Origin of the sequence: Pseudomonas sp. SWRI111 (assembly GCF_014268555.1) — a bacterium.
Lineage (GTDB): Bacteria > Pseudomonadota > Gammaproteobacteria > Pseudomonadales > Pseudomonadaceae > Aquipseudomonas > Aquipseudomonas hamedanensis.
The window spans coordinates 1-315 of the sequence record NZ_JABWQQ010000085.1; the positions used below are offsets into that span (position 1 = coordinate 1).

A 315-nucleotide genomic window follows, 5' to 3' on the forward strand; every position below is an offset into this window, starting at 1 on the left:
GTCTGGAACGATGACGACGCCAGCGTGACGGTGCATTACGTCGACGGCACCGAAGAGGTCTACGTCCACGACGAGCGTGCGCGGCTGGTGCGGCAGGTCGCAGCCGATGGTGGTGAACAGCTCAAGGCCTATGACAATCAGGGCCGGCTGATCGCCGAGCAGGATGCTTTGGGCGCGGTCACCGAATACCGCTACGACGAGGTCGGACGGCTGATCGCGCTGATTCCGCCGGACGATGCGCCAACGTCCTACGAGTACCGCAACGGTTTTCTCTACAAGCGTTGCCGTGGCGAGGCGGTGTGGATCTATCGGCGC

Annotated in this window: 1 protein-coding gene; it reads left to right on the top strand. The window is 63.5% G+C overall.

Annotation, left to right across the window (positions count from 1 at the left end):
* Positions 1-315 (top strand): RHS repeat domain-containing protein (locus HU755_RS27045; RefSeq protein ID WP_186638314.1); only part of this gene is annotated, 315 nt, incomplete at both ends.